This window comes from Paraliobacillus sp. X-1268, from assembly GCF_003426095.1.
Taxonomy (GTDB): Bacteria; Bacillota; Bacilli; order Bacillales; family Amphibacillaceae; genus Paraliobacillus_A; species Paraliobacillus_A zengyii.
Genome location: NZ_QJSK01000023.1, coordinates 11,683 through 37,808, shown reverse-complemented (window position 1 = coordinate 37,808; position 26,126 = coordinate 11,683). Strand labels below are relative to the sequence as shown.

The 26,126-nt window shown below is 36.2% G+C and carries 22 protein-coding genes and 1 rRNA gene; 5 read left to right on the top strand and 18 right to left on the bottom strand.

From position 1 onward, the window contains the following. From D2K62_RS16590 to D2K62_RS16580, 4 genes are all read right to left on the bottom strand, one after another. Window positions 1-119 (bottom strand): 16S ribosomal RNA (locus D2K62_RS16590); the annotation flags it as partial. A gap of 381 nt (window positions 120-500) precedes the next feature. After that, window positions 501-635 carry a hypothetical protein gene (locus D2K62_RS19520; RefSeq protein ID WP_369974661.1) on the bottom strand — a complete coding sequence of 45 codons (135 nt, stop codon included), beginning with the start codon at window positions 633-635 and terminating at the stop codon, window positions 501-503. A gap of 41 nt (window positions 636-676) precedes the next feature. After that, the gene (locus D2K62_RS16585) at window positions 677-1,054 is read right to left on the bottom strand and encodes an alpha/beta fold hydrolase (RefSeq protein WP_369974660.1); all 378 of its coding nucleotides are present in this window, start codon (window positions 1,052-1,054) and stop codon (window positions 677-679) included. 174 nt (window positions 1,055-1,228) lie between these two features. Then, on the bottom strand, window positions 1,229-2,059 hold the full coding sequence (locus D2K62_RS16580) for a halocarboxylic acid dehydrogenase DehI family protein (protein WP_117161798.1): 831 nt from the start codon (window positions 2,057-2,059) through the stop codon (window positions 1,229-1,231). Window positions 2,060-2,286: 227 nt separating this feature from the next. On the opposite strand from D2K62_RS16580, the gene D2K62_RS16575 reads away from it, so the two are divergent. Further along, window positions 2,287-2,775 carry a DUF2798 domain-containing protein gene (locus D2K62_RS16575; RefSeq protein ID WP_117149526.1) on the top strand — a complete coding sequence of 163 codons (489 nt, stop codon included), beginning with the start codon at window positions 2,287-2,289 and terminating at the stop codon, window positions 2,773-2,775. A gap of 59 nt (window positions 2,776-2,834) precedes the next feature. Here D2K62_RS16575 and D2K62_RS16570 read toward each other — a convergent pair whose 3' ends face one another. Together D2K62_RS16570 and D2K62_RS16565 are read right to left on the bottom strand one after the other, a co-directional pair. Then, window positions 2,835-3,299 carry a DinB family protein gene (locus D2K62_RS16570; RefSeq protein ID WP_112180253.1) on the bottom strand — a complete coding sequence of 155 codons (465 nt, stop codon included), beginning with the start codon at window positions 3,297-3,299 and terminating at the stop codon, window positions 2,835-2,837. Between the two features lie 38 nt (window positions 3,300-3,337). Beyond that, window positions 3,338-3,997, bottom strand: a complete 660-nt coding sequence (locus D2K62_RS16565) for an HAD hydrolase-like protein (RefSeq protein ID WP_112180252.1) — start codon at window positions 3,995-3,997, stop codon at window positions 3,338-3,340. Between the two features lie 189 nt (window positions 3,998-4,186). Between D2K62_RS16565 and D2K62_RS16560 the strand changes: the two genes are divergently transcribed. Next, window positions 4,187-5,764, top strand: coding sequence for a PTS sugar transporter (locus D2K62_RS16560; RefSeq protein ID WP_117149525.1), 1,578 nt, complete (start codon window positions 4,187-4,189; stop codon window positions 5,762-5,764). A gap of 69 nt (window positions 5,765-5,833) precedes the next feature. Here the strand turns inward: D2K62_RS16560 and D2K62_RS16555 are convergent, their stop codons facing one another. Both D2K62_RS16555 and D2K62_RS18830 read right to left on the bottom strand, forming a co-directional pair. Next, on the bottom strand, window positions 5,834-10,123 hold the full coding sequence (locus tag D2K62_RS16555; protein WP_117161797.1) for an AAA domain-containing protein: 4,290 nt from the start codon (window positions 10,121-10,123) through the stop codon (window positions 5,834-5,836). A gap of 463 nt (window positions 10,124-10,586) precedes the next feature. Beyond that, window positions 10,587-10,763 (bottom strand): hypothetical protein, encoded by a 177-nt coding sequence (locus D2K62_RS18830; RefSeq protein WP_157967400.1) that lies wholly within the window; start codon window positions 10,761-10,763, stop codon window positions 10,587-10,589. Window positions 10,764-11,145: 382 nt separating this feature from the next. On the opposite strand from D2K62_RS18830, the gene D2K62_RS16545 reads away from it, so the two are divergent. Then, window positions 11,146-12,018, top strand: coding sequence for a hypothetical protein (locus D2K62_RS16545; RefSeq protein WP_112180249.1), 873 nt, complete (start codon window positions 11,146-11,148; stop codon window positions 12,016-12,018). Between the two features lie 120 nt (window positions 12,019-12,138). Here D2K62_RS16545 and D2K62_RS16540 read toward each other — a convergent pair whose 3' ends face one another. From D2K62_RS16540 to D2K62_RS16510, 7 genes are all read right to left on the bottom strand, one after another. Then, window positions 12,139-13,131 (bottom strand): Gfo/Idh/MocA family protein, encoded by a 993-nt coding sequence (locus D2K62_RS16540; RefSeq protein ID WP_117161796.1) that lies wholly within the window; start codon window positions 13,129-13,131, stop codon window positions 12,139-12,141. 101 nt (window positions 13,132-13,232) lie between these two features. Continuing rightward, window positions 13,233-14,876, bottom strand: coding sequence for an FAD-dependent oxidoreductase (locus tag D2K62_RS16535; RefSeq protein WP_112180247.1), 1,644 nt, complete (start codon window positions 14,874-14,876; stop codon window positions 13,233-13,235). A 486-nt stretch (window positions 14,877-15,362) separates the two neighbouring features. Then, window positions 15,363-15,644: an adhesin gene (locus D2K62_RS16530; RefSeq protein WP_112180246.1), complete on the bottom strand. Its 282-nt coding sequence runs from the start codon at window positions 15,642-15,644 to the stop codon at window positions 15,363-15,365. A gap of 20 nt (window positions 15,645-15,664) precedes the next feature. Next, on the bottom strand, window positions 15,665-17,437 hold the full coding sequence (arsA, locus tag D2K62_RS16525) for an arsenical pump-driving ATPase (RefSeq protein WP_117161795.1): 1,773 nt from the start codon (window positions 17,435-17,437) through the stop codon (window positions 15,665-15,667). A 15-nt stretch (window positions 17,438-17,452) separates the two neighbouring features. Then, window positions 17,453-17,803: an arsenite efflux transporter metallochaperone ArsD gene (gene arsD / locus D2K62_RS16520; protein WP_112180244.1), complete on the bottom strand. Its 351-nt coding sequence runs from the start codon at window positions 17,801-17,803 to the stop codon at window positions 17,453-17,455. Between the two features lie 23 nt (window positions 17,804-17,826). Next, window positions 17,827-18,867 (bottom strand): ACR3 family arsenite efflux transporter, encoded by a 1,041-nt coding sequence (gene arsB / locus D2K62_RS16515; RefSeq protein ID WP_112180243.1) that lies wholly within the window; start codon window positions 18,865-18,867, stop codon window positions 17,827-17,829. 25 nt (window positions 18,868-18,892) lie between these two features. After that, window positions 18,893-19,237: an ArsR/SmtB family transcription factor gene (locus D2K62_RS16510; protein WP_112180242.1), complete on the bottom strand. Its 345-nt coding sequence runs from the start codon at window positions 19,235-19,237 to the stop codon at window positions 18,893-18,895. A 309-nt stretch (window positions 19,238-19,546) separates the two neighbouring features. Here D2K62_RS16510 and D2K62_RS16505 point away from each other — a divergent pair, with 309 nt between their 5' ends. Both D2K62_RS16505 and D2K62_RS16500 read left to right on the top strand, forming a co-directional pair. Beyond that, window positions 19,547-20,704: a YecA/YgfB family protein gene (locus D2K62_RS16505; RefSeq protein ID WP_117161794.1), complete on the top strand. Its 1,158-nt coding sequence runs from the start codon at window positions 19,547-19,549 to the stop codon at window positions 20,702-20,704. A gap of 235 nt (window positions 20,705-20,939) precedes the next feature. Next, complete coding sequence (locus D2K62_RS16500) at window positions 20,940-22,040, top strand: M24 family metallopeptidase (RefSeq protein ID WP_112180240.1); 1,101 nt, start codon at window positions 20,940-20,942, stop codon at window positions 22,038-22,040. 228 nt (window positions 22,041-22,268) lie between these two features. On the opposite strand, the gene D2K62_RS16495 is transcribed toward D2K62_RS16500, so the two are convergent. The 3 genes from D2K62_RS16495 to D2K62_RS16485 all read right to left on the bottom strand — a co-directional run bounded on the left by D2K62_RS16495 (window position 22,269) and on the right by D2K62_RS16485 (window position 25,914). Further along, window positions 22,269-23,900, bottom strand: coding sequence for an ABC1 kinase family protein (locus D2K62_RS16495; protein WP_112180239.1), 1,632 nt, complete (start codon window positions 23,898-23,900; stop codon window positions 22,269-22,271). 73 nt (window positions 23,901-23,973) lie between these two features. Continuing rightward, window positions 23,974-24,276, bottom strand: coding sequence for a phasin family protein (locus D2K62_RS16490; RefSeq protein ID WP_112180238.1), 303 nt, complete (start codon window positions 24,274-24,276; stop codon window positions 23,974-23,976). A gap of 93 nt (window positions 24,277-24,369) precedes the next feature. After that, window positions 24,370-25,914 carry a BCCT family transporter gene (locus tag D2K62_RS16485; RefSeq protein ID WP_112180237.1) on the bottom strand — a complete coding sequence of 515 codons (1,545 nt, stop codon included), beginning with the start codon at window positions 25,912-25,914 and terminating at the stop codon, window positions 24,370-24,372. Window positions 25,915-26,126: the final 212 nt, after the last annotated feature.

Sequence of the window (26,126 nt, the reverse complement as noted above, 5' to 3'; positions counted from 1 at the left end):
TCCGCCGCTCAATCCATAAGTTTCACCCCGAAGGGATTCACTTATTTCATGCGCTCGACTTGCATGTATTAGGCACGCCGCCAGCGTTCGTCCTGAGCCAAGATCAAACTCTCCATAAAATGCGAGCCTGCTGCTCAAATACTTAACTAGCTTGTTGTTTCTACTTACTTAACATACTGTGTGTTTCGTTCAGTTTTCAAAGGTCAATTGCACTGCCTTTTATTTCGACAGATAAAATATTATACCATTTGTAAATCAATAAGTCAATAGTTTATTTAAAAACAATATCTTATGCCAACAAGGCAAAATTGCTATTACATAAACACTGTTTTTCGACAGCTAAATAACTATAACATATTGAAACACAAAGTCAATGAAAATATTTATATATAAAACTATTAGTATGATTACTTTAGTAATCTACTGACTTTACTATACCACACAATATTCATCACTGTCCTCTTAAAAGCATTTTCGTAAAGGATAAATGATAATGCGATTTATACAAATTTTATTATTGTTTCAATTAGTTTGTCACGTTCTTCCCAAAAAGCACCATGTCCGCTATATTGAAACGGAACAAGTACTGATCCTTTAATGTTTTGATTTAGTTTCTGAGCACTTTGATATGGTATAACTTTGTCATGAACTCCATGAACAATTAAAGTAGGGACATTTATTTTTTGAATATCTCATCTAAGTTTTCGTTTCTTAGTGTGACAATTATTGCTGCAGTAGACCAACTAGCAGCTTCTAAGCCTATTTGCTGAAACCAATCTGAAAACTGACGAGAAATATATTGAAAGAAAAAAGTATTTGTTATTCCATGCATCATCTTAGGACGGTCATTTAATGCTTCCTTAATTAGGTTGTTAGCAGTTTCTGGTGAAAATCCTGTAGGGGCCGCAGCAGCAAGAAGCACAAGATTAGATACCCGGTGGTCTTCATAACGCGCCATATATCGAATTGCTATAGCACCACCAGTAGAATGACCTAATAAAATGAAGTTATCTAATTGGAGTATTTCAACAACACACATTAATAAAGCATCCATCTTTATTACACCAAATTATTTGATCTCAACATAATATATGCATCTGTTAGATATAGGTGAATACCTAGTGTAAACTTCCCTGAAATATTAATTAACAGCTAATTAATTCAGAAAGGGCTCTGTTACAAATTGAGACAGGACACAAGTGCTGCTGATTTCCTCGTTCTTTCAAAACTAACTTTCCCCAAGAAGGTATCTTCTGATAAACTCAATCTCGATAATTAAGCCTGGTAGAAAACGATGAAAGTAAGAGACTATCCCCATAATTCCTGCTATTTGCGCGGGTTCATAAATATGTTCTAACTGATGACTGTTTAGTGTGATCGGATACGGCATTTCTTCACGCACACGTTTTATCGCTTGATTTAGCAAATTCGATCTAAGCAATGTATATTCATTAGAGCTTATATATGGTTTAAGATCTCGCCACATCATTTCGAAAAAACGTGGGTAACACGCCAACGCTCTATAATCACTTGCCACATCAAATGAAGCATGTTCTTTAGCAACTTCTAACAAAAGTTGCTTTACATATAACGGCGCCGTCTCTACCTTTATCATTTCAATAGGTGGCATATTAAAAAAGCCTGGTTGAATTATTCCTTTCACCACCTTCTGTGACACAATCGGTCTTTCAGCCAAACTTTCCATCCAAGCACTCGCAATAAGAAGTAGTTTAGGATTAACGTACTGAAAAGTAGCAACCACATAGTTAATATGACTTAAAGTGCTTGAGGAATAATCTTTTTTTAAATCATAAGTGGGTATGCTTTTATTTAATAGAGGAAATCGTAAATCATTCGCCATAGATTCCATGTTGAGGCTAAGCATGTTTGGCCTCACTTGTTGCCATGCATGAACCAGAAATTCGGGATAATTCGCTAATGCTCTAAACAAAAAATTGACAATAGGGACCTTTAATACATATTTAATATCTTGATAAACCTCTTTCACAATCCCATGCGCATCAGCTTCAAATACTTCAGGTATGCCATATTGATTCAACAGCTACCACCTCTCTTCTATATAATAAGTTATATTATATGTTTATCAGCCAACAGAAATGATAATATGCAAACCTGTAGCTTGGTAACTAATTCATTCTAAAAATCAAGAGTTTTTTATAAAATACGTAATTTAACTTAATTAAATGTTCACAAAATCGTCACTTATGATAAAAATTTTAAACAGATATAATTACAGAGATGTTTATAGAGAAGGGATGTTTTTATTTGCCAAGTAATAAAAGAGAAGGGATCATTTTCGCTATTTTTATGTGTACGGGAATGGTTTTAATTATGACGGTATACAATACAATGTTACACGGTTTTGCATCATTCACATTTGGGAGAGCAATCATTCAATTTGCGATAACATTTGTCGTCGCTTTCGCTGTAGAATCAGTAGTTGAACCAAGAGCACGCAAACTCGCCTTGTCTTTTCCATATGATAAATCGAAACAATTAAACATTATTATCGCAATATCACTTTGTATGGTACCGATAATGGTTATTATTATGTCAGGATACGGACTGATCTTAATGGCCTTAACAACAGGTATTGAAGGTTCAATTTTCATTGCGTACCTTAAAACAGTTGGGTTAAACATTATAGTAGCACTTCCAGCACAGCTACTACTTGTTGGACCAATTGCGCGTTCACTATTAACGAAATACATTAAACCATCGACATCTAAACAAATGCAAAAAGTAAACGCATAAATAGAGAATGGAACCGTTCATATAAACGGATCCATTCTCTTCTTTTATTTAATTAAAAACTATTCAAATAGCAAAACCTCTGGATCCTTATCATAACAATGCACAAGCATAGCATGTAGTTGTCCTCTATGATGATAGATGTGTGCTACTATTTCTAATAGCCATTCATACCTTGTATATACCAAACCCCAATGCGAAGTCGTTTCAGATTGAAGTTCTTCCTTAGATAAAGCCATATAATTCTTTTTAAGTGAATCGAAATTAGTAAGCAAACCTTCTTTAATAGCGTCTAACGTTTGATACGATATAGTTGAATAAAAGGATTCCATTTCTGCTTGCGTTGCTTGATTAGAAATAAGCCAATCCGCTTTACAAATTACTGCTATATGTTCTAATAATTGCCCTATTGAATGCTTATTAGCGGTTGGTTTTTTCTGTAAATCTTCTTCCTCTAATGTATCTACTATTTTAATTACTGTTTTAACAGCTACTTCAATTTGATGCAACACACGATCACAATGCATAGATGACCCTCCCACGTTAAAGTCGACTGCTTATCTCGTTATTTATGTAATGTAGGTACTATCGTTTCTAATTCCATTAGGTTATCTATTACTATATCGGCTTGAGAAAGTTCATCTTCTCTTGCAAAGTCAAAATTACAACCTATTGCAATTAGCCCATTATCTTTCGCTGCTTTTATATCTGAAAGCCGATCTCCGATTACAGCACCATGTGTAATCTTATACTTTTTCATAATAACCTCAACCAAGTCTGATTTGTTCAAAGAATCTATTTGTTGAATACTAAATGTTTCAGTTACCCAATTATCTAATTTATAGTAGCTAAGAATTGCATTTAGATAGTCAGTTAAGCCATTACTTGCTATGTAAATTGCACAATCGTTTTCTTTTAATTTTTGAAAAACTTCTTTCACATATGGATACAAAGCGCCTTTTCCACTTTTTATGTTCTCCATTAATCGATCTAAAAAATAAGCATCTGTTTGTGCCCTTACTTCATTAGAATGATCCGGTAGTAATTCTTCCCATACTTTTTGTAAAGGCACACCCATAATCTTACGGTATGTACCAATAGGCGTCTTGCAATCCCATTTATTTTGTTCCCGTAACGACTCAAACGTATCGTCCAGAGCTAATTCTAGAATCTTATCTGTTTGAAAAAGCGTACCATCCATATCAAAGATTAGGTTTTGAGCCATAATTTTTTCTCTCCTTTTAAGCTTTGTGAAATAAGTTTAACATAAGTCACCAATCTCATTTCATGAAAATAAGTTTTATATATTTTATACTGATTTCACGCTTTATCGCTTTACTACAGTAGCGTAATAAATCTTTTTCGTTTATACTGAAAATAGAAAATAGAGAATAGTATCGGGGGATTTTAAAACATGAAAAAGATTGCGATTATAGGAAGCAGTGGTGGCAACTTATATAATTTAGGTGGGAAAGATCCAAAAAAGCTATTAAATGAGATAGTTAATCAAACTGCTAGTACAGCATTAGAGATTGAAGCTATTCAATTTATTTCAGCTAATGAATCTATGGATGTTGCTAAAGATTCAACATCCGCTTCGTTATGGACACTAGATAATTCGGGTGAATTTCATCAAACTAGTAAAACAACTTTAACAGAAATCAATCAACAAGCGCGTTTAGTAGATCAAAAGCTCGCAAAAAAAATAACCGACGGCGATATTGACGGTTTAATTGTAATGAGCAGCGATCCCAAAGAAACAAACCAACAAGTAGTAAAAGCTGCCATTGAAAGTGGCATCCCAATCGTTGGAACTGGTGGTACATCAATGGCTTTGATCAGTTCAATGGGTGCAAAAGTCATTGCTACTTCCGGTACTACTGGTACAACAAATCGAACAAGAGCTGTTTCCTTTGTTACCTCACTTACGAATCACTTTGGTATTTCCTATCGCCCTCTACTAGGAAAAGCAGATAATAATAGAGATATGTCGAATGGATCTGGACTTAAAAATGTCAACATCCGTGGGATTATGATGGCCGCTTTGCCTGGATTTATTGCAATGGCACTTATTCTAGCTTTAAGTAAGGTACCAGGTTTTGGCATGTTGGGAGATGTGTTTGATGTACTAATTGGTGCTTTACCAGTTATCATTGCGGTTATTGCAGCCAAACAAGTGTCCGAATTAGATGAAGTATCGATTGTTGCTGGTGTCATAGCAGGGGTACTTTCTATAGATGGTGGTATTATCGGTGGAATGATTGGTGGTATTATTGCAGGTTTACTCGTTAGAGTGCTGTTTCAACAATTTGTTAAATGGCGGTTTCCGATGACCACTGTCAACATTGCCTCTGGAGGATTCGCTGGTTTAATCGCTGGACTATTAGTTTACTATTTCATCGGTCCGATTGCATTGACATTTGGCGATTTAATTAAGGATCTAATCGAAGTAACCGTAGCTTTTAACCCCATTATTGCTGGATTAATTGCAGGCATATTAATTTGGCCAGCAATTCTAGGTGGCGTGTATCACGCAGCTATTCTTCCAATTGTTTTATTGGAAATGGAGAAAACGGGTAATAGTTTTCTAGGTGCAGTCGATATGGTAGGTTTGGTGATGGTTGCTGCAGGTATTAACTTAGCCAATATTATCAGTCCTCGTGATAAAGGGGAAGCAGCCGTTGCTACTCCTGGTTTTGCGATTAATATGGGCTTTGGTACATTTGTTGAATCTGCTTATCCATTTATGTTCTCTAGTAAATGGGTGTTTGCAGGGGCATTATTCTCAGGTGGCGTTGGTGGTGCATTAGTTGGTCTCTTTGATGTACGTGGAACAGCGTATGTGCCAACATTCACCGCACCTTTACTTGCGAATAACCCAGTTGGGTTTATTATTGCCATGCTTGTTCCTTTTGTATTAGCTTTCACCATTACGTTTGTTGCAAATAGATGGCCAACTAGAAAGATAGAAGAGCATGAAAAAGCTTCGTGATCAAAATATGTTTTAAAAGATACAAAGAAAGCCTCTACGTTATGCACCAAACGTAGAGGCTTTCTTCTATTATTCTGCTTTTTCAATTCCCATCTCGTCTAACTTCAGCCATAATGTTTCTAATGACTTGTCTTTGTCTAAATAAAAGTCACTGCCTCTTATTCTCCAAAATGTCCAACCTACGCGTTCGAGAACACGTTGTCTGTCCATATCATCTTTCCATTTATCTAGACCGTGCCAATGATCGCCGTCACATTCGATCGCAAGACGGTTGCGCATGCCTTCGACCACGAGATCAATTTTTTTACCGACAGTTCCTACCTGAACTTGCGGAACGACACGGTAACCTTTTTCTTTAATAATATGAAAAACGTCTTCTTCCAGTTTCGAGTCGAAGTTATCGTTTACTTCTTCTATCTTATGTTGTGCTTTTAGTGGATCTTTACAGTACTTTACTAATTTATACCTAACACCTTCTGGATTTAGATCGTCTAAATCAGCAGAATGAAATAATATCATTTGATCACGTGCCCTACTGGCAGCTACGTTAAAACGTTGGTAAGCAGAGCGAGAAGTCATTGCATTAATCCGGACATTCGGTGCTGCAACGAGCGATAAAAAGATAACATCTCGTTCATCACCTTGGAAAGAATAAGCATCCCCACAAATTAATTTGCGTTTGACCATTTCTTCTTCACCAATCACAGCACGCAATTTATTTTCAATTAGTTTTGCTTGGTCATGTCCCTGTAAGGAAATTACTCCTAGTGTTTTACCTTGATAGCGTTTATCCTGACAAATAGTTGCGATTTCTTCTACGATTGCTTGCGCTTCTGGTTCGTTGATTGCTTTTTTAGTTTTTTCTTTTCGAAAGCCTTCTTTGACATGAACAGCACGTACTGGCGGATCTAAGGCTCCTTTACCAAGTGGCAAGCGTAATGGATCAATCATTCCACCATACATAAAGTCATTGGAGAACGCGATGATCTCAGGCACAGATCTGAAATGTTCTTTTAGAATGATTTTACTATCAAATACGCGACTTGCTGTATCATAAAGACTCGTTTTCATTTCAAACTGAAGTTTATTAGGTACATCCGCAAGATATTTTTCGATCAGTTCGTGCACATCACTAATGTCTGTTCCAACGCTTTCCGGACTGATTTGATTATCATCACCAACAATTACTACCTTTTTCGCTCGCAAAAGAGCACTTAAAGAAAATAGATTACTTTGTGAGCTCTCATCGACAATTACCACATCAAACTGATCCTCAGTTAAAGCCAAATTCTCAATCACACTTTTAATTGGCATAATCCAAACTGGAATGGCACCTCGCGCTATTGCCATTTCTTTACTTGCTTCTTTGCGATATATATCCACGTATTTACCTGTACCTTTACCAATACGTTGAATTGCCTTCATCCATGCAAATAGACTTCTCTTTTGTTCTGTTGTTGTCCGTTCGATCTGCGCTTTCCATGTTGATGTAGCAACAAGTTCTTTGATTAATCGTATTTCTTTCTTCTTTTCTAATTGCAAGTTTTCTTCAATTTCTTCTAACTTCGGTCGATCATGAATTCCTTCGATCCATGAAGTCAGTTGTTGCCATTTCCAAGCAAGCTGAAGATCATGTGGGGCTGTTACAACTTTACCATGTCCACCTAGCGCTTCTAGCTGTTCTACCCAAACTGGCGCAGCTTCTTGTAGTTTTTCTTTTAACGCTTGATACAGCTCAAAACGATTTTTAAGGTTTTCCAAACGTCTTAGTTCATTCCAGGCATTTTTCCATTCAGTCGAATGCTTGTTTTGACAAGCATTCCATAATGCATCAAGCAATGGATGGGTATTTGCATGTAAACTCTCTTTATTCAAATGGTCTGTCGTTTGCTCGAAAATCTGTTCCGCTTCATGTAACTTCTGTTTGAAATGAATAGCCGTTAAGCCCTTTTCTAAGAAGGTAAACCACTCAAGAGAATCCCAGACAGGCTTTGCTGGTATAACCATTTCTGTTTGAATTAGCTCAAGCTCTCTAATGACTTCCTTATCCCAGCTTAGTATTGTACAGATGTCTTCTAATAAAAGCTTTACCGTAACAGGCAATCGCGGTTGGTCTTCTGCAATTGATGGCCCTTGATATCCACTTAGGCTTCTATTCCATTTTAAGACTAGTTTTTTAATCTGCATGTTATTCTCAACGTGCTTTCGTATCTTCACGACGTCTTCTTTGGAACGCATCGGTAAACCATTTATCTTGATTGTCTCAAATAGATAATGATATTTTCGTCCAAAGATATTTTGGAACAACCATCCGATCGATTTGTCCTCATCTAATCGAGTCTCAATCGCTTGTAGGTCCTCTAGTACTAGATTGATATTTTGATCAGTTGGGACAACAATATCATCCTCTATTATTGCATTCGTAAGCTTTTCAATCGTTGCTAACCGTTCAGCTGTTTCCAAGTAGAAGTCATTCCAAGCTGTTAATCGCGTCGGGTCTGTTACTATTTCATTCAAAATTAAGGCACGCCACGACGATTCTTGCAGATAGGTCAACTTATTTATTGCGTCCCTTGTCAGGTTTCGTTTCTCATCAATTGAAAAGCTATAAGTGAGATCGTTTAATTCCCAATTTTCTATATGCGGCGCTAACTTTGTTGCCTCTTCTTCAATCGAAACAACAGCAGCTACAGCACGATCAAAAACTGGTGGTTCCACTAAAGCGTCTGTTGCAGGACGATACATGGCAAATGATTGTTGATCTTGCTGCGTAATCTCCCCGAGCAATTGAAAGAAACGTTTACTTTCCTGCTCTGTAAGTGGAAAAGCCGTAGTAAGATCGAGCGGGTCAGGTAACCAGTTATGTGCTTGATGTTCTGTTAACCAAAGGGAAGCCTCAAGTGGTGTGAATAGGTCAGAACCTAATTCAATTGTCGTATTTTCCGCTTCGGCAATATCATTTATTAAGTTATCAAATTTTTCGATTTTTCGTTTGGTTGTGTCTATTTCCTTCGTTAAATCTCTAACATTCTTCTCTAAAATCTCTGGTTGCTTGTTATCTAAACTCTCAGCGATATGTTTAATTGATTCTTCTATCTCTTTTACCGACCTAGCATCACCACCGAGTACACTCACGCATAATGCTCTAATTTGTTCAGGAATTTTATCTCGAATCACTTGTAATGCCCGTTCTTTTTCACTTGTTACAAGCACACGTTTTCCATGAGCAAGTAAGTGACTGATCAGGTTTGCAATCGTGTGACTTTTGCCTGTACCAGGAGGTCCTTGTACGAGGACACCATCATTATTCGCAAGCTTTTGAACGATCAGCCGTTGTTCATTATTCGTTTCTAAAGGAAACAAGAGATTCCCACCTACATGTTCCCATTCTCTCTTGCTAGCCTCACGTTCAGAATGGTCTACATCTTCCTCAATCGTCGTTAATTGTTTCATTATATGTGAGACAGGATAGCCATCCTTTATTTTCTCAATAGCAGTAGTCAGTTCATTTACCCACAATCGCCCACCATTTTTACGGATAAAGATAGCCGGACTATATGTGATCAGTGGCTCCGCTTCTAGCAATGTCGGTCTCGCGGTCTCCTTACTGTATCTACCATCTGAACTCATTGTTTGAACAATTTCTTCAAATAAAGGCTCGATAGACTGCTCATCCCATGGATCTAACTCGGCGTCCATTAGCTCGGAGGTCTTTTCTAAAATTCGTGTCCTATTCGGAACTGGCACGTTTGCGAACATATCTGTCTCGACCTGTTTACCTTTACTAGTTGGAACAAGCGCAAATATCCCTTTTTTCGGATCAAATTGAAGCTCCATTTTTGTCACGATTAAATGGCGTTGAATCGCTTCATTTTCTATTTGCCAATTTAAGAGGCCATGCCCCCAGTTAATTTCTAAATCGTCGCCTTCTCGTTGGATTTCTTGATAAATTGCAAATAGGTAATCATATACAGATTGAATAACTAGTTTACTAGCTGCTTCTTCTGACCACGGCACCCATTTCTTGTTCAACCATTCGTTATAGATCTTGGTTCGCTCTTTATTATCTTGAAATGTCTCAGCTGTTGTGGGTTGTTTCGTAGGTTCCTCCCAATTCTCAATCCAGTTAATAATACGTGCAGGAGGCGTCGGTGCTACAGGAATTTTTTGTTTATGTATTTCCATCCACGCTACATCTATCGAACCTGTTCCATTTAAGAAACACCCCTCAATATTTGGTAAATCTTCTTGCCACCACACTTTTTGATAGGCTGTGATTCTAAGAGGAATTTTTTCATTTAAATTTTGCACTGCTAGTAAATACTCAAAAATCCGCGAAATGGCTGTTTGATCTGACATTGTATCCCGTCCTTGTTCCTCTATTTTATCTAGACATCACTTATTTCCGCCTAGTTATGTACATGCTAGTATCTAGTTATTTTAACATACATATCAGTTATCTAAACGTATTTATTTAGTTAGTTTAATTAACTTAGAATCAGATTTAAATAAAAGAAAGCAAACCGACTAAAAATTGATAGCTAGTTTACTTTCTTCGTTTATTTCCGTCAATCGTATCTTTTTGTCTAGTCTCCTCTGACTCGTCAAAGTCATTTCTGTGTTTTTTATTTGAAATTATTTTTATTATTCGGGAAGTAATTGCAGTTAAAGTAATCAAATAAAAAATCACTAAACCTATATACTCCCATGTTGCTACATTTTTATCTAAGATTCCATTAAAAATCACTAAATTTAAAAAAGAGAAAAGTAAAATTGAAATTATTAAATTTACGATTGGATTTTTAGTGTAATTCATAGAGTGTTAGTCATTATTACTTCTTCTTATTTTATTTATAATTAACCGAACAAGATATGCTACAACGATTAACATAAAGGCTAGATTTATTAAATCTCTAGTCTTTATAAATGAGTAGATGAAGATAATTGAACAGATAAATAGAATAGATAAATGAATTTTTTCCATTTTACATAAATGCATGTGTTTTCCTCCTAGACAACGCAAGAATAGTTATTAAAATATTATATGCTTTTTTCGTTACATAATGGTAAATTAATCATAATTGATTTCTGGTAGGTAGGGACCGCTCAGATTGTCTAGTATTACTCTTCTATGCGCCTATCTATTATACTTCTCTATTAAATCTGCTTTCGACCAAACTACTTCTGTGACGCTATGTCACTTTCGTACTCTTACTGTTAAAATGATAGTAGCGTAGGTTTTTGGATTCACACATAATTGAAACTATTTACGAGGAATTCGAATTATAAATTAATTAAGAACAGTTTTTTATGTATTTCTGATTTGTGATGTTATACATGGTATGCTATGCACAGCTACAAGACATAAGGGATGTGATCAAATGGACATAAAGACGGCATATCAAATATTAGGTCTTCAAGAAGGCGCAACCATTGAAGATGTTGAAAAAAGATTTTTAATTCTAATTAAAAAACAACAAACATTAAACTATCTTAAAAAAGATGAAAATACGATTGAACAAATAAATTCGGATCAAACAAATGAAGCCTATACAGTTTTGCGAGCTTATTTACTAAATGAAATGAATGATAAAATTGAAGTTTCTTGGAAAAAATCTTTCAAAAGTAACTTCCAACACTACTTTTACTACTATAAATACCCTGCTTTAGGTTTATTTATTGTAATTATATTGGTTATTTCTCTCATCAATAGCGTAGTCGACAGCAAAAGTAAACAGGCTGAACTTGCTGATCAAACGCCAATAGCACTTAATGTAACTTTATTTGGTGAATATATTAATGAGGACCTTTCACCTTTTCAAAACAATTTGACAGCTATGTTTGCAGAATGGAATCGTATTAAGGTAGATTTACTTTATTCACCTAGAGAAACAAATTCACAACAGGATTTAGGAGCAGCTGTAAAAAGTCAGACAATACTTACTGAATCATCACCCGATGTATTAATCGTTGATGCACACCAATTTGACATATTAGTAAGTAACGGATCTTTTTTAAGTTTAGATGATATCTCATCCGAAGCCCTTAAAGTTGCAGGTAAGGATCGCCTCCTATATGATCAAACCGAGGATGATAATACCGAACACCTTTATGGCATAAATATAACTGATAGTACGATTTTTCAAGGGGCTGCCATTTCTGGATCAGAAAAAATCGCAGTTATTGTTAAAGGAACCGATCGATTTGAGCGGGCATTAGAATTTGTCACCAAAACCTCTAAAAGTATTGATTAAACAAGAAAAGTCGTTTTCCCTATCGTGGCAGATATATTTAAAATAAAAGCCGCAACTAAATATTAATTTAATTTAGTTGCGGCTTTTACCTTTATAAAGCTTTATCCTCATTTAATTCTTTTAACTTAATTCCACACACTTTCCCTCTTTAATTGATTGATAAGCTGCATCTAAAACTTTCATATTTTGTAACATTTTTTCATTTGAATAACTTGGTTCTTTATCCTCGATAATTGCATTGGCAAAGTGCTCAACTTGTAGTTTATATTGATCACCAGCAACACCAACCGTTTCTTTACCAGTTGCATTTGTTATAATGATCTGACCCTCACCATTTTCATTAATATCGGGTCGATAAGCCGATAAAACGTCTATTGTTCCTTCTGATCCAACTATTTGATAAGCTTGTCTGTCTGTTACATCAAAGCTACAATCAAATGAAGCTTGGACTCCATTTCCAAAAGATAATATACCTGCTACTGTTGTATCTACGCTATATTTAGGATGGATTCTCGCATTGGCATAAACTGCTGTTGGTTGTTCATTTAACAGATTACAAATGGAATGCAATGTATAGCTTCCAATATCATAAAGTGAACCACCACCCAGATCACTATCTAACCGAATATTTGAATCATCATCTAAAACAAATGAAAAGCTAGCACGCATAAAGGAAACGTCACCAATTCTTCCAGAGGCGATTATTTCTTTAACCAATTCATGTTGTGGATGGAATTGATACATGAATGCTTCCATAAATCTTACGCTATGTTCCTTGCAAGCATCTATCATTTCTTTTAATTCATTATAATTAAGCGCAGCCGGTTTTTCACATAATACATGTTTTCCGTGTTTTGCAGCCTCTATCACCCATTGCTTATGCAAGCCATTTGGTAAAGGAATATAGACGGCGTCAATATTTGGGTCTTTTAATAATTCCTCATAACTCGTATAAGCTTTTGGGATTTCTAACCTTTCAGCAACACTTATTGCCTTCTTTCCACGACTCGCAATCGCTTCAACTGTACCATTTTCTGATCGCATAATTGCTGGAATCACTTGCTCTTGGCCTATATTTGCTGTACTCAAAACCCCCCATTTTAATCGTTTCATTGTTTAGCCCACCTTTATAGCTTTATAGTTTAGCAAAACAAGATATTGCGCTTACATCACTACCATACACTAACACGTGTCAGTCGGTTCTCCTCCTTCATTTATTTTCCTTTATGATAGCTTTGATAATTCTTATTTCCCCCAGAAAGATTAAATACATCTTTAAAATCCATATTTAGTAAGACATTTTGTGCGGCGTTACCTGTAACACCCTTGTTACAATAAGTGACTGTAGGTAAATTAGGATCAAGCTCTTTAACGCCAGAACGTAATTTAGCTAATGGAATATTAATTGCACCATTTACATGAGCAACTTCAAATTGTTTAGGTGCTCGTGTATCAATAACTTGAAATACTTCGCCATTTTCCGTTCTATCAGTTAATTCTTGTGGCGTTATTAATCTGTTTTTCTTATCTATCGCGTTTTGTAACGCCATTCCTGTATACATAACTGGATCTTTCGTTGTACTAAATGGTGGTGCATATGCTAAATCTAGATGGAATAGATCTTCTGCTTTTGCGTTAAATGAGATTGCAGTTACGAATACATCAATTCGCTTATCGACGCCATCTTCTCCAATGATTTGCACACCAAGAACTCTACTAGTTTTTCGATCGGCAATTGCTTTAATTACCAATTCTTTTCCACCTAAATACTCTGCTCTGGCAGGTTTAATATTATGAAGCACTTCTGGATCAAAGCCTTCAGCGATCGCTTCTTTTTCACTTAGACCCGTATAACCAACTGCTAAATCAAATACTCTTAAAATACCAGTTCCTAAAATACCACGATGCTCTAAATCTCCACCTGTAATAACATCACCAGCAATACGCCCCATTTTATTTGCAGTTGAGCCTAACGGACGGTATATAGATTTTCCAGTTATAATTGAAAAGCTTTCCGCAACATCCCCAACCGCATAAACAGAAGGAATGTTCGTTTGCATTAGGTTATTAACCTTAATTGCCCGGGAAGCACCTAATTCGACACCAATAGATGCAGCTAGTTCTGAATTAGGTTTTACACCAGTTGCTAGAATTACCATATCTGTATCGATTAACTGTCCCTTTTCTGTTTCTACCGTTGTTTCTGAAATAGCAGTTACTTCTTCATTTAGCAATAAACTTACGTTGTGTTTTTTTAGGTGTTCTTCTACTCTATATGCCATGTCTTTATCCAAATGCGGCATGATTTGATTACTTCTTTGGACAATTGTTACATCTAATCCTTTATGAGTTAATTGCTCTGCCATCTCAAGACCAATAAATCCAGCACCAATAATGGTAACTTTCTTCGGTTTTTTCTCATTCATATAGGTTTCGATGATGCTTGCATGCCTAATCGTGCGTACATGAAAGACATGATCATGTTCGATTCCTTGAATATTGGGTGTTGTTGGTGTTGCACCTGTTGCAAATACTAATGTGTCGTAACTATCTTCTTTGATCTCATTGGTATCTAAATTTTTAACAGTTACTCTTTTCTCTTCTGCGTTAATCTCTGTTACCTCATGTCGGGTATGTATAGCCACATTATAACGTGCTTTGAACCATGCCGCGCTTCTCGGTGTTAATGTCTCCAACTCATCTACTTCTCCACCTAAAAAGTAAGGAATTCCACAGATTGAATAAGAAATATCATAATCTGCATTATATAAGGTTATTTCAGCATTTTCATCGTTTCTTCTTGCTTTTGCGGCGACAGACGTTCCAGCCGCAACTGAACCAATAATAAGTATTTTCATCTTTTAACCTCCACTATTATTCTATCTAAGTATTACTTAACAACACAGCTTTCGCAGTGTAAACGGGCAATTATGTTTTGAGATAACAAGGAAACCTCGTAATTCAAAACTAAATGCTTTAAAGTCTTTTCTGAAGTATGTTTCATCTTACGCACTTGAGAGAAACTCTGTGGTAACGCTCTTCATATCAATGGCAATATAACAAGTGTATGCCCCGCTTCTCAAGCGAAATGGGCTCCCTTTCCGCAGGCACGGCTTCCGAGGAAGTTGAAGCGTTGGGACTGCGATTACTCGTCCCGCCGAAAACATTTGCCCGCGGAAAGCGACTGTCTGAAGCGGAAATCAACAGGGCAGTTACCGCAGAGTCTATGGAAACTCATTAAGTCATTGACAACACTCATTTAGAAAGCAGACCTTTTAAAAATGTCACGTATTAGTGTAAATATAATCCAAGCCAAAGATTAACGCTTATTTATTAATTAAGAGTTAACAACACTGGTCCATACCTAATAGCACGAATTGTGTTCCATCTGCAGTTTCTTCATCATCCAATGTTAAACCTGCTACTGCATCTTTAACATCCTGATCAATTGCCACTTTAATCCCATCAATTTCTTCAATAGTATCGGTTGCTTGTACAGGATCTAACGAAATTCCTAATTGTGGTCCACAACAACCCGCTTCCATCGCATAAAAACGAATACTATCGACACCTTTTTCTGTAAAAATATTTTGTAATTTTGTTTTAGCTTTCTCGGTTATTATCATTCCATTTCCTCCTCGTCATTTTAGGATTGAACAAATTCCTTCAATTGGTCATAACCAATTTTCACTTCTTGCATCCAAGGTATTAACGCACGCTTTTGTGCTAATTCTTCTTGTACTTTCTTTATCCATTGTTTTTCAGATGCTGCCCGTGCCATTAAAACTTTATCTCTTGTTCCTGCTCGATACAGACTTCGATTAATAACCCACCATTTCGGTACAATATCAGCACGCTTTAAATCTTCTTGTAACCGAGCGGCTTCAAAAACAGGCGTCGCCTCTGGTAAGGTAACAATAACGACACTTGTTTCTTTAGGATTACGTAATCGTGGCAACAAGTTTTTAACACTTGTTGGAACATATCCTGTCGATCTGCTCATCTCTTTGTGATACGCTTCAGATGAATCAAGTAAGAGTAATGTATGTCCTGTTGGTGCTGTATCAATTACGACAATTTCCTGTTCAGATCTTTCCACAACAGCTGCAAAAGCACGAAAGACTGCAATCTCTTCTGTACATGGTGACGCAAGGTCTTCTTGCAAATAAGCACGTTCTTCTTCACTTAAATCACCAGCTGCTGTAATCACTTCCTTTTTGTATTTTTCAACTTCCTCTTCTGGATTTATGCTACTAACCGATAAATCCTGATTGATCGCACTGTTTTTAAACATATAATCCAGGTGAGCAGCTGGATCTGTCGTTGTTAATTGGACTTTATGTCCTCTCTCTGTAAGTCCAACTGCGATCGCTGCTGCAATTGACGTTTTACCGACGCCACCTTTACCCATTGTAAAAATAACACGCGTATTATTTATTGAAAAATCTTCAATCATATCTTTCAGGTCGGATAGTGGCTCAAGCGCTATTTCATCTTCCTTCATTTCTGTTTCAATAGTCCGATTCTCACTAACAAGTTGACGAAGGTGCGCAATACCAGTTAATGAATAAGAAACATAAGGTAATGATACTGTCTTAATTTGTTTCAGTTCTTCTGGTGTTTGTTTTAATGCTTCTCCTTGCCCTTTATAAAAAGCAGTTGCAATTTCGTCATTGGAATTACCTGACAGAAATAGTCCATTAATTAGAAGTAGTTGATTTTCTATCCCAATATCTCTTAATTCTATCGATGCTCGATTCGCTTCTATTAATGTTGATTCTTCTGGTCTTGCGACTAAAATTAACGTCGTTTTTTCTGGATTAGAAAGCGATTGAACTGCTTTTTGATACATATCTTTTTTTTCACCAAGTCCTGATAATGGACCTAAACAAGAAGCGCCATGCGTGCTTTCATCTAGAAAACCCGTCCAAGCAGTTGGTAACGATAATAGACGAAGTGTGTGTCCAGTTGGCGCTGTATCAAATAAGACATAATCATATTGGCTAAAAATAGCATCATCGGCTAGTAAGTGTGAGAAAGCATCAAATGCTGCAATTTCTACCGTACAAGCGCCTGAAAGCTGTTCCTCCATTTGATTAATCACAGACTCTGGCAGTTTATCACGATACGGTCCAACCGTATTCTCACGATATACACGTGCTGCTTCTTCAGGATCAATATTACTTGCAAATAAATTCTTTACACTTGGGATTTCAATAGGCTGGCGATTCAGTTCCAAACCAAACACATCCTGTAAATTGGAGGCCGGGTCCGTACTAACAAGTAATACCTTTTTTCCTTGATCGGCAAGTGTTACCGCCGTTGCACAAGCTACCGATGTTTTTCCAACTCCGCCTTTTCCAGTGAAAAATAAATATGGTGTTTCTACATGTTCGATTGGTTTATATACAGGATACATTTTTATAGCCATCTCCTAGTTAAGATTCAACCGGATGCGTGGTTTTTGCGTTAATTCCTCTGCATCAACGTTAAGCCATTTTGAAAATTCTTCATTTGTTGGATATTCGCCTACTTTTACAATTTCATTATCTAAAAGTGTTACAGGCAGTGCATCTGCACCCTTCTCATTAAGCACCTGATTGACTGTTTCGTTATTCGTAAAAGCAGCTGGATCATTTGCTAAATTAAAACGTGTAATGTTATTGCCCTTTTGTTCGAGTGAATAAACTGCTGATGCGACACGTGTTAAATTAGGATCTACGGTAGGACCACAAACGCCAGTAGAACAACACATTGCCGGGTCGAAAATTTCAATTTTACTCATTATGAAAACTCCTTTTTTATTATTTAATTAGACTTAACTTCTTTGTTTGGAAACCAATGTTTAGTCTTATTTGCTATTCGCACCAAAATCAACATAACTGGCACTTCAACGAGCACACCTACAATAACTGCTAATGCAACTGGTGATGATGCACCAAATAATGCAATCGCAACGGCAAGTGATAATTCAAAAAAGTTGGAAGCACCTATCATTCCAGCTGGTGCTGCAATTGTATGATTTAGCTTCAATTTTTTTGCTGCTAAATAAGCAATAAAGAAAATAAAGAATGTTTGAATCGTTAATGGAATTGCAATTAACAGAATGTGTAACGTATTCCCTAATAAAATTTCCGCCTGGAATGAGAAAATGATAATTAACGTCAGTAATAAACCAATAATTGTCGTATTATTAAATTTAGGTAAAAATTTATTCTCGAAATAGTCTAGTCCTTTACGGTTAATCATCATAACCCTCGTAATAATTCCTGCTGCTAAAGGAACAACTACAAATAACACAATCGATAAGATCAACGTATTCCAAGGTACAGTTACACCACTAACACCAAGTAAAAATGCAACAATCGGTGTGTAGGCAATTAGAATAATCAAATCATTTGTCGCAACTTGAACTACTGTATAGGCAGCATTCCCTTTTGTTAAATGACTCCAGACAAACACCATTGCTGTACAAGGCGCAGCGCCCAAGATAATAGCACCAGCCAAGTAGCTTTGTGCTAAATCATCCGGTATGATATTACCGAACACAACATAAAAGAAAAATGCCGCAATTCCATACATGGTAAATGGTTTGATTAACCAATTCACAACCCATGTGATATATAATCCTTTACGATCTTTACTTACATTTTTCACACTCTGAAAGTTTACTTTCATCATCATTGGATAAATCATAACCCAAATTAAAATTGCAATAGGAATCGAAATTTCCGCATATTCAAATTGTCCTAACATGTCAGGAATTGCTGGTATGAAATTCCCAATTAATACACCTATAACCATACAAGCCAATACCCATACCGTTAAAAATCGTTCAAAAAAACTCATGTAAATAGTCCTCCTTGTTTACTTACTAACAACATGTAATTCGTGTACCATTTTCTTCTAGTTCTTTTAATTTTTCTGTTTGATCAGGTAGTTGATTAATAATCTGTTCGATAAAGCCATAATAATCATTTTCTTTATTAATGGAGTAAAAAATCCATTGACCTTGTCGCTTCTCCTTTACAATTCCAACATCTCTTAATTTACGAAGGTGTTGGCTGATCGATGGTTGACTCATTTCAAAGATTTCAACAAGCTCACAAACACAACAATCATCTGTATCAAGTAGCTTTACCATTGTTAGACGCGTCTTATCACCTAATAACTTTAATATCATTGCTGCTTTATCCATTTCAATCACAGTTTTTAACATTCATAAACACCACCATTCTATTTGTGTATTATTATATAACTATTTGCTTATATATGCAATGTAGAAATTAAAACTTATTATTAAATTAAGTTTTAGTCGTGACTAGTTGAAACGGTTACGACTTTTTTCTAAAATGTCCTCTGAGAAGAAGTTTCTCTCTACTAAATCTCTATTAAACCCGCTTTCGACAAAACTACCTCTGAGACGCTATGTCACTTTCGTATTCTTTTTGTTAAAATGAAAAAAGAGTAGGTTTTTGGATTAATACATAATTAAAACTACAATATATTTAGAAAAGGAAGAATTAAAATGGAGAAAACAAAAGATGTAAGTAAGCAGTTAGACAGCAAGGTATGGAAGAAAATTGACGTCCCTAGTCGTTTTTCTGATCTATTGTATATGTTAACGAAACAGCAATTGGATACTATTCGTAAGACGCTTGACCTTAAAGGGCTTAGTTCATTAAATAAAGGAGAGCTTGTAGAAGAACTCGGCAGATTAATCCCATTACAGATGGAGCAGATTTTGCATACGTTCGACCTAGAGCGCTATGATTTAATCAAACAAATAAGTGCCAACACGGGAATGGTAGTAATCTCTGATGACTTTTCTTACGCAAAGATTGAATCACTGTTAGAGTATGGCATTATTTTCCCAGGTTTATATAATGATCAAAAAGTATTAACCATGCCACTTGAATTAATCGAGCTTTTTAAAGAGCTTGATGTTCCAGAACTTCAACCTGTTTTAAAGCGAAACGAAGAGTGGATTAAACTTACTCATGGGCTACTTTATTATTATGGTGTATTAGATACTGCAATAATAGAAAAGGTAGAAGCACTCACCAATCAGGAAATTGATACTAGCAGCTATTTTGAAGTTATCAACAGTGCAAGTGATTATTATCAACAAATAAATTCTGATTTCTATGGCTTTAGTGATCAACGCGTATCCGATCCCAAACAAATTATTAAAGACCATCAAACAAGAAGCAATATAGATTATTATCCTTTCACAAAAAAACAATTACTAAAAGCTGGTGAGCTAAACTTTATTGATAAAACACCTGCTATGGAACGTTTTTTAAAGCTTCTACAAAAAGAATATAAACTTAATGCTAAACAAACGGATGATGTGGCGCGTCAATTTGTAAACATGACCAATTTAGATGCGTCTCCTGCACAAATGTTATCATATTTACAAACATATATTACCTTGCCATCCTTTGAGTCTGTCCAACAGATGACAGCGGAAATTATCGAAGTTTATAATAATATTCGGATGTGGATGTTAAAGGGACATACTTCAGTTGAGTTGAAACCAGCCGAACAAAAACAGTTAAAACCTTTACCTACTAAGGAAGAAAAGCGTTCAAAGGTAGTTGACATAAGAAGCTATAAGAAAATCGGGCGAAATGAGCCTTGCCCATGTGGTAGTGGTAAAAAATACAAAAAGTGCTGCTTGTAAACAATAAATTCTATTTTAACGGTGGTCGCTCGATTATCTAATTTTTCGACTGAATATGCTTGTGTTTCGCTCGATTAATCAGTTTTTCGCTTGATTACGCTTGCGTTTCGCTCGATTAAGTGTCTATTAGAGACCCTTTCACAAACAGCGGTTGCTGCTAATTGCTTTCAGTGGTGATCAATTTGACGTATGATAGTTAGAGATAGTTAATCATTTACAATTGGAGTGTTAACAGATGCAGGAGAGATTAAAAGCAGTAACAGCTTGGATGAACGATGAAAATATTGACGTTACTTTTTTAAATTCAACGGAAAATGTTTATTACTTATCTAATTTCTACACCGATCCGCATGAACGGCTAATGGGGATTTTCTTATTTAAGAATGGACAGCCCTTATTTGTCTTACCTGCAATGGAGGTCGGACAATTGAAAAGTGCCGGTTGGGATTATGAGATTATTGGCTATTCCGATCATGAGGATCCGTGGGAGTTCATTAAAAACGCTGTCCAAACAAAAGAGCTTCCAACAGTTGAAACAGTTGCGTTTGAAAAGGAAGTACTCACTTATGGTCGTAGTCAAGCATTCTTGGAGTTATTTTCTCAGGTGCAAGTAGTTTCTGCTGAAGATAAGTTAAATGAAATGCGTGTAGTAAAAGACGAGAATGAAATTGCTGTGATGCGACAGGCTGCAAAAATGGCTGACTTTGGTGTGCAAGTAGGTGTGGATGCACTTGTCGAGGGTATTAGTGAAATGGAAGTTTTAGCGAAAATTGAATTTGAACTCAAGAAAAAAGGGATTCGTGAAATGTCATTTTCAACGATGGTTCTTTTTGGAGAGAAATCTGGTGATCCGCATGGCAATCCGGGTGATCGGACATTAAAAGCTGGTGATATGGTATTGTTCGATCTAGGTGTTGTACTAGACGGATATTGTTCCGATATAACGCGGACAGTTGCTTATAAATCAGTCACTGATAAGAAAAAAGAAATCTATCAAACTGTTTTAAAGGCGGAGCAAGCATCACTAGCTATCAGTAAGCCTGGTAATCGTGTTGGAGATTTAGACCAAGTTGCGCGAGATATCATCACTGCATCTGGCTATGGAGACTACTTTCCACATCGTATCGGACATGGCTTAGGAATAAACGTGCACGAGTTTCCGTCCATGAGTCATTTAAATGATGGCATATTAAAAGCTGGAATGGTCTATACAATCGAACCAGGAATCTACCTTCCAGGACTAGGTGGCGTGCGTATTGAAGATGATGTGCTTATTACAGCAGATGGCTGTGAAACGTTAACGAACTATCCAAAAGAGCTACAAATTATATCTTAACCGTATAAAAAGCACAATCGATTTTGCTGTATCGCAATCGATTGTGCTTTTTACTTATATTTTATGTTCGCTCGATTATTCGTATTTTCGCCCGATTATGTGCTGCGTTCGCTCGACTAATCAGTTTATCGCCCGATTCCAGCTAAGTTCGCTCAATTATCTAGATTTCCGCTCGATTCCACTTTCCGTTCGCCCGATTCGAGCTTACAAACCACAAATTTGCTCCAGTCAAAATCTGCCTGATTTAAAGATAGAAAATAGTAACCATATAAACATTAATATTGCTATAATAAATCCTATTTCTATTGCTGGTATGTTCCAAAGAAGTGATGCTTGTCCACTTATTGCTGAACCGACAATTAATCCAACCATAATAATACTAAAGGCTAGTAAAACAATACTGAAAGATAGCCTGTTACTGACTCTATCAAGCTTGGTTAAGATCATTTCAACTTTTGGAATATCCACTTCGATTGGAATGTTGCCTTTTTTCGCTATCGAAGCGAATTGATGTATCTGTTTTGGAAGATCGGTGACTACTTCTTCAAATTCGTTCCATTGATTGAAAAATTTATCTGCCAACCTTTTAGGATGGAATCGTTCCTTAAGCAACTGTCGACCAAATGGTTCGGCTACTTTGATAATACTGATATCTGGATCAAGCTTTTCAACCATTGCTTCCATTGTTATAAGTGCTTTCGCAACTAAGGTTAGTTCAGTTGGAATGTGAATACGATGATGATTAGCTACGGATAATAGGTCATTTACCGCTTCTCCTAGACTAATTTTACTTAAGGGAACGTCATAATATGTATCTCTTAATTCATCAACATCCATTGTTAAATTCTCCATATCAACGTCATCAGGCAAGGTGCCCATTTCAGATAATGCTTTAATAACACCATCTGTACTTTGGCGCATCATCGAAATAACTAAAGTTGAGAAATGCATTCGCATCGCTGGTGTAAGGCGACCTACCATACCAAAATCCATAAATAAAATCACATCATTAGGTAATGCCGCAACATTCCCTGGATGTGGATCGCCATGGAAAAACCCCTCTATTAATATTTGCTGAAAAATAGCATGGGCCACACGCTCAGCCAACACTTTCGCATTATATCCTTCTTGTTCAATCGCTTCTAATTGATTTAATTTCGTTCCTTTTACATATTCCATTGTTAATACTTTTTTAGTCGAATATTCCCAATAGATACTAGGAATATAAATATTCGGATTATCGATAAATTGTTTTGCTATTTTATCTGCATTGCGGCCTTCCACACCGTAATCTAGTTCAGCAAGAAGTGCTTTAGAAAACTCATCAATAATCGCTTTTATTTGGTATTTGGCTGCCCAATCTAATCGATGCTCAGCTCGGACTGCTAATTGTTGAAGAATCTCTAAATCTGTTTTAATCGTTCGTTCAATATTCGGTCGTTGCACTTTAACAGCGACCTGTTCTCCTGTCTTTAAAACACCATAATGCACTTGTCCGATTGATGCTGATCCAAGAGGTGTTTGAATAAATGAATCAAAGATTTGATCCATTTCCATACCAAGCTCTTGCTCAATAATGCCTTTCACTTCCTCATATGAAAATGCAGGCACATGGTCTTGTAGCTTTTCTAACTCTTGGATAATTTCTGCTGGAATTAAATCATAGCGCGTGCTTGCCAGTTGCCCCATTTTTATATAGGTCGGACCCAACTCTTCTAAAAATAAGCGGATCCGCTCTCCCGTTGTTTTTTTATGCGGTTCTTGATAATTTCGGACGACTAAGCGTTTCGGTAAAGAAAGGAGTTCATATAATCCTAGTTCTTTAACGATGAAGCCAAAGCCGTTATGTGAAAAAGCCATAGCTATATCGCGATAACGTTGGATATAGCGTATTCTTCTTGTGAAAATAAGAAACTCCTCCCCTCCTTAACGTTTATTCTGATTTTTTCAATTGTTCTTCTAATGCAATGACACGCTGCTCTAATGCTTTGACATCTTCTTTTGTTGCAACATGTAAGTTATCAAATAGCTGGTTGAATCTTTTTTGGATTTTTTCATCTAGATCCTTTTGCGATTCTTTTCCTTTTTTCAATAGATCATCCATAAACTCGCTTGATTCTTGGCGAGTTAATTCTCCCTTTTTAACTAATTCATCAATCATCTTCTCTGCCTGTTCCTTACTAGTTACAGCTAAACCTAGTCCTAACGCCATTCCTTTTTTCAATGTATCTCTCATTTACAAACACCCTCTCCATTAATTCTTTATATCCCTTATTCTACCTACAATATTTAAAAGAGTAAAGCCACAGGGGCTTTACTCTTTGCTTGCTCACTCACTTTTTTTCCTAACATTCGTAATCCAAGCTTTATCCTCATCCATCATTTTCTTAGCTGCATATAGCATTAAGAACTGGATGATGATGATCGGCAAGCCCATTATACCTGAGAGCACTTCTAGTGGTGCAAGACCACCTATTCGCATTAGTATAAGTGAAATTACTGTTATTACAGCTGCCACTATTATTCGTAAAATCTTTGATGGCTCTTCTTCACTCATGTTTTTTGTCCCAGTGTAAGAAGCAATTGTATACGTTGTTGAATCTAATGTTGTTGTTAGGAATATCATTGCAACAACAATAAAGGCTACAAGCACAATCGTAGAAAATGGTAACGTTGTAAGAATCGCCGGGATAGCAGCCATTGCGTCTTCACTAACAATATCTAATACCGGAACAGTTCCATTTAGAAATCTATCCACACCAAGGCCACCTAATACACCAGTTGCAACCCATGAGATCATTGTCGGTGCTAATAAATAAGTTAAGATCATTTCTCTTATTGTTCTACCTCGTGATATTTTAGCAGCAAATACACTATGCAACATTGCCCACGTAGCACTATATGCAAACCAGAATACTGTTTGACTTTCTATATAAGTCTCTCCGCCCATTCCTAATGAATTGGTATAGAGCGACATATTAATATAATTTGAGAATAAGAAACCAACACTATCTGTGAAATAATTAAGAATAAAAATTCCAGGTCCGGCCAGCATTATAAAGAATGCAAATGCACCAGCCAAGTACATATTAAACGTACTTAATCGTTTGATCCCTTTTTCAATACCTAAGTATGCACTAATGGAGAACAAGCAGACCCAGACGATGGTCACAAATAAAGTTAAACCAAAGGACTGTTCCATGTTAAATATTTCAGCTATATTGTATGTTACAATTGGCGCCCCTAAACCTAAGGTAACCGCCGCACCAGTAAGAATACTAACTAGGAAAATGATGTCAAGTATTTTTCCACCAATTCCATCTGTGAATGCATCACCAAAAATCGTTCTACATGCTTCTGAAATACGCATAAGTGGCTTCTTGCGCACATGTAAAATGTACCCCATTGCAGGAGCGGCCATTACAAAAATCGCAAATACTTGGAAACTCCACATAAACATACTGTAAGAATTACCCCATAATAACGCCTCTGCTGACGCTGGCTCCACACCAAACGGTGGATCCTCTGCAACTTTTGCCCACTGCACCATGCCTGTGCGCATAATTGTTGAGCCTAAGCCCATCGCGATCAGAATCGAAGCATACTCAAACAAATTAAACCGCGGTTTCTCTGTTGGATTACCTAAAACAACATCCCCATATTTAGAAAAAGATAAATACAAGCCAGCAGCAACCAATATAACTGCATACCATATGTACCCCCATGAAAATACGTGAACAATTTGATCAAAAATATTATTTAATAATGCAAGTGATTCTGATTCATACATCGAAAAAGGAACACATATTGCAATAACAATAAGGATCGATGGTGCAAATATTTTATAATCTATCAATCTGCCTTTCTTATTCATAAAAAAACCTCCATAAAGAATAAAACTACCAATTACTTGTCAGAAAATGTTGTTCCCCTCTATTTTAATTATTAAACATAGCAGTGTGAATTATAAATTCTTTATTTAAAATGACTCTACTTTCCCATCAAAAAACAAATACTAATTGTTGACTCTTTTTAGTTTATATTATAGCTATTATATTGCTTGACAATCTTTTAAAAAACCTACTT